Raw genomic sequence first — 3,428 nt, forward strand, 5'->3', positions numbered from 1 at the left:
CGCACCAGCGCCAGCGCCGCCGGCACCGCCGGCCTGCTGCCTGCTGTTGGTACATGCGCTTGCCGATCTCCTGCAGTTCCTTCGAGAGGTCCTCGGTCACGTCTTCGAGTTCGTCCGTGGAGGCGTCGTCGTCTTCGAGGACCGCTTCGACGTCCTCGATGGCCGCCTCGATGTCGGCGCGGAGTTCGTCGTCGACGTTCTCCTCGTTCTCTTCGAGGAGCGTCTCGGCGCGCTGGACCGCGCCCTCGGCCTCGTTGCGAGCCTCGACGGCGCGGCGGCGTTCTTTGTCCTCTTCGGCGTGCTGTTCGGCCTCCTGCTGCATGCGGTCGATCTCGTCGTCGGAGAGACCCGCGCCGCCCTCGATGGTGATGGACTCGGCGTTGCCGGAGCCTTTGTCCTCGGCGGAGACGTTGACGATGCCGTTCTCGTCGATGTTGAAGCCGACTTCGATCTGCGGGGTGCCCGCGGGGGCCGGCGGGATGCCGGAGAGCGTGAATTCGCCGAGGAGTTCGTTGTCCTCGGCCATCTCGCGTTCGCCCTGGAAAACGCGGACCTGCACCGTCGTCTGGTTGTCGGCCGCGGTGGTGAATATCTTCGACTCCTCGGTCGGAATCGTCGTGTTCTTCTCGATGAGACGCTCGAAGAGGCCGCCTTTGACCTCGATACCGAGCGACAGCGGCGTCACGTCGAGGAGGACGATGTCGTCGACCTCGCCGCCGAGAACGCCACCCTGGATGGCCGCGCCGAGCGCGACGGCCTCGTCGGGGTTGACCGACTTCTTCGGCTCGGAGCCGAGCAGTTCTTCGACCTTGTCGAGGACCTGCGGCATCCGGGTGGAGCCGCCGACGAGGATGACGTCGTCGATGTCGCCCTTGTCGTAGCCGGCGTCTTCGAGCGCCTGCTCGGTCGGCTCGACCGTGCGGTCGATGAGGTCGGACGTGAGGGACTCGAACTTCGCGCGGGTCAGGTCGTATTCGAGGTGGACCGGACCGGAGTCCGTCGCCGTGATGAACGGGAGGTTGATGGTCGTCTCCTTGCGCGAGGAGAGTTCGATTTTGGCTTCCTCGGCCGCATCCTTGAGGCGCTGGAGGGCCTGTCGGTCCTCGCGGAGGTCGATGCCGTGGTCGTTCTTGAACTCGGTGGCGAGCCAGTCGATGATGGCCTCGTCCCAGTCGTCGCCGCCGAGGTCGTTGTCCCCGTTCGTGGCGACCACTTCGTAGACGCCGCCGCCGAGGTCGAGGACGGACACGTCGAAGGTGCCGCCGCCGAGGTCGTAGACGAGCACGGTCTGGTTCGACTCGTCGTCGAGGCCGTAGGCCATGGAGGCCGCGGTCGGCTCGTTGACGATTCGCTCGACTTCGAGACCCGCGATTTCGCCGGCGTCCTTCGTCGCCTGACGCTGTTTGTCGTTGAAGTACGCGGGGACGGTGATGACGGCCTTCTTCAGTTCGTCGCCGAGGTAGTCCTCGGCGTCGCGCTTGATCTTCTGGAGGATCATCGCCGAGATCTGCTCCGGCGTGTACTCCTCGCCCTCGATGTCGACGGTGTAGCCGTCCTCGCCCATGTGGCGCTTGATGGACCGAATCGTGCGCTCGGGGTTCTGGATGGCCTGGTTCTTCGCCGGCTTGCCGACCAACCGCTCACCGTCGTCGGTGAACGCGACGACGGAGGGGGTGGTTCGGTCGCCTTCTGCGTTCACGATAATCTCCGGGTCGCCGCCCTCCATCACCGCGAACGCGCTGTTCGTGGTGCCGAGGTCGATACCCAGAATCTTGTTGCTCGCCATCTTGCCCGCAAATACCGTCTTTTGCCGGTTAAAGGTTACTAGATACTGCGACACACGGCGCGAGTCGAGGTCGACGCCGTCTTGCGATTTTGAGTTCTCGCGTCGAAACAGGTCGGTCGATTTATGTAGAACCGCCGACCGCGTCGCCGACGACGGATTCGCCAGAGTCGCGGTCGAGGGCGACGGCGTCTCAGTCCATCGACTGCGGTCGCTCCGTCCCGTCGACCGAGTCGTCGAAGTCGGGCGCGTCCGCACCGCCGAGTCGGAGCGACGACGGGTCCGCTCCGTCGAGGGCGTCGAGCACCACCGAGAGCGTCCGCTCTCTGCCCTCGCTGGCGAAGAACTCGTGGCCCCCGTCGTACGGGACGAGGTTCGCAGACGGGGTTCGGTCGCCGATGGCGCGAACGTCCACGACCCGGTCCGACAGCGAGACGAACACCACGTCGTCAGGGTTGAACGGCGGCAGCGACTCCTGTGCCCCGTAAATCATGCGGAGGAACGCGGGCGAGGCGTTGGCCGGCCCGTCGGCCAGTTCGGCGGCGAGTTTCAGTTCGCCGAGGTCCTCGCGGGAGATACCGGACGGGACGAGCGGGCGCGTCGTCGGCAACCGCCTGACGACGGGGAGCAGCAGGCCATCGAGACCGGCGGTCGCGGTCCCCCACCACGGGCTCAAAAAGACGTTCCGGACCGCGAGGTCGAGGTGGGCGGCGACGAGGCCGCCGGTGCTGTGGCTGAGCACGAGGTCGATGTCGCGGTCGACCGCGTACGCCCGCACCGGGTTCACGTACTGGCTGTCGAACTCCCAGCCGTTCGTCGGAAGTTCGACAGCGTGGACGTGGTAGCCCTCGTAGGTGAGGCGGTCGAGGAGCCACTCGACGCTCCGGTGACCCGGCTTGTTGCCCCACCCGAGGACGAAAAGCAGGTCGTCGTCGCCGGGGGCGCCGTGTTGGGTGACGCGCACGGTGGGCCGCCGCCGACGGGAACGAAGTCGCATGCCGTACTGATTGCGAGGTGAGAACAAAAGTCCTCCCCGGGTCGGTGGCGCGTCAGCCCACCGTGGCCGGTCGCGGGGAGACGGCCGTGTCGCTCGCGCGCTATTCGCCCTTACTGACCGTGATCTGCGCGGCGCGGATGACCTTGTCGGCCATCTCGTAACCGGGCTGGAACACGTCGGCGACGGTGTCCGCCGGCTCGTCGCTGTCGACGCGCATCATCACCTCGTGGCGGTTCGGGTCCACGTCGGTCCCCGGTTCGGGGTCGATAATCTCGACGTTCTCGTCTTCGAGGATGCGGTCGAACTCCTTGAGTGTCGATTCGAGGCCGCCGCGGATGTCGGCGTCCTCGTCCTGGTCGAGCGCGCGGACGAGGTTGTCGCGGACGGTGACGACGCGCTCGACGAAGTCCTCGGTGGCGCGCTCTTTGATCTGGTCCTGTCGCTTCTTCGCGCGCTTCTTGTAGTTCTGGAAGTCGGCCTGTGTGCGCTTGAGACGAGACTGGAGTTCCTCGGCCGTCGCTTCGGCCTCGTTGCGCTCGGCTTCGAGGTCGGCGACGCGGGCTTCGAGCGCCGCGACCTCGGCCGCGAGGTCGTCGTCGTACTCGGCGACGCGGTCGGCGACGGTCGGCCCGTCGCCCGTCGCGTCAG

Annotated in this window: 2 protein-coding genes and 1 pseudogene; all 3 read right to left on the reverse strand. The window is 66.7% G+C overall.

Annotation, left to right across the window (positions count from 1 at the left end):
- Window positions 1–1,786, reverse strand: a pseudogene (dnaK, locus tag NKF06_RS20095) (molecular chaperone DnaK); the annotation flags it as partial.
- Window positions 1,787–1,976: 190 nt separating this feature from the next.
- Window positions 1,977–2,747, reverse strand: coding sequence for an alpha/beta hydrolase (locus NKF06_RS20100; RefSeq protein ID WP_172795787.1), 771 nt, complete (start codon window positions 2,745–2,747; stop codon window positions 1,977–1,979).
- Between the two features lie 133 nt (window positions 2,748–2,880).
- On the reverse strand, window positions 2,881–3,428 hold a 548-nt coding region (locus NKF06_RS20105), incomplete at its 5' end, for a nucleotide exchange factor GrpE (protein WP_253246409.1).

Origin of the sequence: Haloferax sp. AB510, from assembly GCF_024136985.1 — an archaeon.
Lineage (GTDB): Archaea > Halobacteriota > Halobacteria > Halobacteriales > Haloferacaceae > Haloferax.